We start from the raw sequence: 4,636 nt of genomic DNA, 5'->3' as shown, positions 1-4,636 counted from the left end.
CTTATATAAGGCTAATAATAACTTAGTATATTAGAGATGACGTTTAATCATTGCGCGTACATTAGTTTTCGCATCAATCACAGTCATGAAGGTATAAGCGCCAATGAACTTACGGCTGATAAACATAAATTCTTTAGGCGGTACACTGAAATAACGTGAAGCCATGGATTTAGAAGCTTGCTGCATTACCCGGCTATGAAGCTGGCTTTTTTTCCAGTTATAGCGGTCATGTTCATCCATCACACCTGGAGGCAAGTCTTTATTGTTCATTGGTGAGCTGAAGGCTTCTGTGGCTAACAGAAAGACTTTTGCCATATCCGGTTTGATGCTAGGTGGAATAGAATCAAAGAATTCATAACCAGTCATGGCTTTCACCATCATGTCTGAATCATGATGATAACCGGCCTGGATCAGATTACGCGCAACATTGAGTAGATGCTGGTCAAATTGACGGATTGCACCGAAGTCGAGAAGCACAATCTTGTCCTGAATATTTTCGCCATCCCCTAGACGTACCAGATAATTGCCGAAATTCGGGTCAGTCTGCATCTCACCCCATTCAAAAATCTCACGTACAGCAATTTCAAGGGAAGCTTCACCCAGTTTATTACGACGTTCCTGTGGTAGAGACAGCATTACTGGACTATTGATGGGTACACCACGTTCAAAGGTCATACACAGAACACGGTCAGTACAATAGTTATCGATGATGGTCGGTACGATATATCGTGGATCATTTTGCAGACGTTTACAGAAACGACGGGTCGTATCCGCCTCAATTTTATAATTGACCTCACGATGCATCATCTCACGAACTTCATCGAACCATTGATCAAATTCACGGGTTTGCGGCACCATACGGGTCAATTTGAGCATGTTCTTAAACAGGCTCATATCAGAATCAATAGCCTCAGCTACACCGGGGTACTGGATTTTAAGCACCAGTTCCATGCCATCTGACTTGCGTACAGCACGGTGAACCTGAGCCAAAGAGGCGGTACCTAGGGGCTCATGATCAACCGTCAGATCATCTAGCTTGGAACCTAATTGCTGTTGTAATTGGGCTTTGATCGCCGGCCACGCCAAAGCAACTGTTTTATTATTTAACGTATTTAAGGCTTGAGTGACCTCTTCTGGCAGAAAATGTTCGCCATACAGGGCCATCATCTGGCCAATTTTGACAATTGAACCTTTAAGCTTGCCAATTTCTGCAACCAGATAATCGGCCTGTTCTTTCATGGCTTTTTTGCGTCTTCTTTCTTTTTCTTCTTCACTCGAGAACATAGAACCCGCACTGGATGCTGCCCAGCGCGTACCTGCCAGCAAAGATGCCTTTGCGATCGATAAGCGTCGATCCATTGAGGAAGTTTTCAATTGTTTAAGCTTATCGTTCTGATCTGACATGTAAACTCAATCCTTTTATCAGCATAAAGCGGAGTAAATCATTGTAGTGGATATTACCGTGTCTGCACGTATTAAAAAAGTTTAAGCCGCTGAATTCACGGTGAAAATCTCGGCAAGAGCATATCGCTTGCCGTTTTGACCAGTGTAAGGTGAATATTATGACATTTGAAATTGAATTTTTAATTCAGATCGTTGTTGTAACTGTTGTTTATTTGTTTGAATATGTTGATGAATTAGGTTCTGGACTGTTTCATGCATAAAACCCAGCGCATAACCCTTCACAATAATGATGCTTGGCAGGCTGAAAAACAGGTATTTGGCATCTTCCAGTGTCGCGCTACTAAATACGCCTTGCTGCATTAATGTGGTTTGTAAAAATACCTTTTCCTGCTGCACCTGACTGGATAACTGGTCATTCCAGTAGTTCTGGCGCATGGCCATAAGATTGTTGTGCTTATAGCTCATAAGATCTGGGCTCGTTTGGACATCATTGCCGAATTATATGCGGCCATAAAATCAAGTTTCAACCAAAGAACTGTGACATCTTTTTAAGCGAGAAAAATATAGGATTTTATCAAGGACTCAGTTAGTATCAGGCAATAATTTAAACAAGATTCATTATTCAATATTGATTGGAAACAAGCCAGTTTTGGTGAAGGGGATACTATGCGTTTTGCATGTTTATTAATGGCAGGTTGTTTGGGGACGATGGCATTACAGGTTCAGGCGGCTACAGGTTATTCTCAGGAATATACCCAGTGCATGAACTTTAGTTATGGCAATACAGCTAAACTGCAAAAATGTGTGAAAAAAGAATTAAAAGCTCAGAATAAACGTCTGAAGAAAAACTATAAGACTTATCTGAAATTGAATGCTGGCTATCGTAATAATATTCGTGATCAGCATACCGTCTGGGAACGCAAACTGTCACAGCAATGCAAGCTGACTATGAATACCCAATATGCCCAGATTAAACAGGGTCAATGTGTGCTGGAGATGGTAAAAGATCAGGCGAAGTTGTATCAATCGCGTTCTTATCGTGCCGGTGCTTAAACTGGTTTTAAGTTAATAAGTCCTTCCGGAAATACCGATAAATCTCAAAAAGCAGGATTCTAATCTACCTGAAATCCAGAAGATCTGTAATGGATAAACCATGGAGAATTCGGGTTTTTCATGGTTTTGGCATTATAAAAGACCTCAAAACAAGGTATCATAAGGCGTTTTAAAAAATGACCTTGGAGACGCCTTAAGTGGATCGACCGACTATTAGCCCTGAACATTTGCAGGAAGCCGCTGAAAATTTAACTACCATTCGTGATTTTATTCGTTTTGGGGTTACAGCATTACGTCAATACGATGCGCACTTAGGTCAAGGTACAGAAGATTATTTTGCTGAAAGTTCAGCGCTCGTTCTACAAACCTTGTCACTGGACTGGAATGCAGATCCTGAAATTCTGGACTCTAAATTATTGCCAAGCGAAGTGGCTGAGTTCTTGAGCTTGCTGGAACGCCGCATTAATGAACGTGTTCCAACCTCTTATTTATTGAATCTGGCCTATTTCTTCGGCAAGCCATTCTATGTCGATGAGCGTGTTCTGATTCCACGTTCGCCAATCGTTGAGCTGATTGAAAACCGCTTTGCTCCTTATTGCCTGACTGAAAATGGTGAAATGGGCGCGGCAGTAAATAACCTGCCAGAAAACCCGAATCCAAAAACTCCACAACGCATTCTGGATATGTGTACCGGTTCTGGCTGTATCGCGATTGCATTGGCCTATGCTTTCCCTGATTCAGAAGTGGATGCAACTGATATTTCTAAAGATGCCTTGGAAGTGGCGCAGATTAACTGTGAACATCACAGTAAACAGTATCAGGTGGCTTTACTTGAATCTGATCTATTTGCCAAAATTCCAGCTGAAAACCAATATGATCTAATTGTATCTAATCCTCCATATGTCGATGCAGAGGATATGGCTGATCTTCCTGATGAATTCCATCATGAGCCAGAGCTGGCATTGGCTGCTGGTCAAGACGGTCTGGATCTAGTTCGTAAGATGCTGGCTCAAGCAGCTGATTATCTGACTGAAGATGGTCTGATCGTGATTGAAGTGGGTAACTCTGAATGGGCAATGAAGCAAAACTTCAATACCGTTGATTTTCACTGGTTGCAGTTCCAACGTGGTGGTTCAGGTATCTTTGCACTGACTGCAGCCCAATGCCGTCAATATCGTGATTTATTCATTCAATCTGTTAATTCATAAGGAGTCGTTGACATGGCAGGTAATAGTATAGGGCAACTCTTCCGTGTAACGACTTGTGGTGAATCTCATGGTGTTGGCTTAATGGCCATTATTGATGGGGTTCCACCAGGGATTGAACTGTCTGAAGCGGATTTGCAAAAGGATCTGGACCGTCGTAAGCCGGGTACTTCAAAATTTGCAACACAGCGTAAAGAGCCAGATGAAGTTGAAATTATTTCCGGTGTGTTTGAGGGTCAAACTACCGGTACTTCAATTGGTCTTTTAATCCGCAATACGGACCAGAAATCGAAAGATTATGGCAATATCGCGCAAACTTTCCGCCCGGGTCATGCAGACTATACCTATACCCAGAAGTATGGTTTTCGTGACTATCGCGGTGGTGGCCGTTCGAGTGCGCGTGAAACTGCGATGCGTGTAGCAGCAGGTGCGATTGCCAAGAAATTCCTGTTTGAGAAATTTGGTATTGAAATCCGTGGTCATGTGACCCAAATCGGTACTGAAAAAGCAGAAAAACTGGACTGGAATGAAGTGCCAAATAACCCGTTCTTCTGTGGTGATGTTGATGCGGTGCCGCGCTTTGAAGCATTGGTAACTTCATTACGTGAGCAAGGCACAAGCTGTGGCGCACGCCTTGAGATCATTGCTTCTAAAGTGCCAGTGGGTTGGGGTGAACCAGTATTTGATCGTTTAGATGCGGATATTGCCCATGCCATGATGTCAATCAATGCCGTGAAAGGCGTGGAAATTGGTGATGGGTTTAGTGTCGCTGAGCAGTTCGGTCATGAAACCCGTGATGAACTCACAACAGATGGCTTCCTGGCGAACCATGCTGGCGGTATCTTGGGTGGTATTTCTAGCGGTCAGGATATTCGTGTTTCGATTGCGTTGAAACCAACGGCTTCCATCACAACTCCGGGTAAAACCATTACCATTAATCGTGAAGATACGGATGTCCTAGATCGGAAGAGCGT

Annotated in this window: 5 protein-coding genes; 3 read left to right on the top strand and 2 right to left on the bottom strand. The window is 43.0% G+C overall.

Annotated elements, in window-relative coordinates:
* Window positions 1-30: 30 nt before the first annotated feature.
* Both B4J23_RS02665 and B4J23_RS02660 read right to left on the bottom strand, forming a co-directional pair.
* On the bottom strand, window positions 31-1,404 hold the full coding sequence (locus B4J23_RS02665) for an ABC1 kinase family protein (protein ID WP_005235905.1): 1,374 nt from the start codon (window positions 1,402-1,404) through the stop codon (window positions 31-33).
* A 156-nt stretch (window positions 1,405-1,560) separates the two neighbouring features.
* Window positions 1,561-1,869 carry a hypothetical protein gene (locus B4J23_RS02660; RefSeq protein WP_004785493.1) on the bottom strand — a complete coding sequence of 103 codons (309 nt, stop codon included), beginning with the start codon at window positions 1,867-1,869 and terminating at the stop codon, window positions 1,561-1,563.
* Between the two features lie 201 nt (window positions 1,870-2,070).
* Between B4J23_RS02660 and B4J23_RS02655 the strand changes: the two genes are divergently transcribed.
* The 3 genes from B4J23_RS02655 to aroC all read left to right on the top strand — a co-directional run.
* A complete protein-coding gene (locus B4J23_RS02655) occupies window positions 2,071-2,457 on the top strand; it encodes a lysozyme inhibitor LprI family protein (protein ID WP_125278648.1) in 387 nt (128 codons plus the stop codon).
* Between the two features lie 197 nt (window positions 2,458-2,654).
* Window positions 2,655-3,665, top strand: coding sequence for a 50S ribosomal protein L3 N(5)-glutamine methyltransferase (gene prmB / locus B4J23_RS02650; protein WP_291358685.1), 1,011 nt, complete (start codon window positions 2,655-2,657; stop codon window positions 3,663-3,665).
* Window positions 3,666-3,677: 12 nt separating this feature from the next.
* On the top strand, window positions 3,678-4,636 hold a 959-nt coding region (gene aroC, locus B4J23_RS02645), incomplete at its 3' end, for a chorismate synthase (protein WP_291358684.1).

Source organism: Acinetobacter sp. UBA3025 (assembly GCF_002367915.1).
GTDB lineage: Bacteria > Pseudomonadota > Gammaproteobacteria > Pseudomonadales > Moraxellaceae > Acinetobacter.
Note: the sequence above shows the minus strand (reverse complement) of the source record. Positions and strands in the feature narration are given on the sequence as shown.

Coding starts and splice junctions, on each gene's coding strand:
- B4J23_RS02665 (WP_005235905.1), bottom strand. CDS start 1,404: ATGTCAGATCAGAACGATAAGCTTAAACAATTGAAAACTTCCTCAATG.
- B4J23_RS02660 (WP_004785493.1), bottom strand. CDS start 1,869: ATGAGCTATAAGCACAACAATCTTATGGCCATGCGCCAGAACTACTGG.
- B4J23_RS02655 (WP_125278648.1), top strand. CDS start 2,071: ATGCGTTTTGCATGTTTATTAATGGCAGGTTGTTTGGGGACGATGGCA.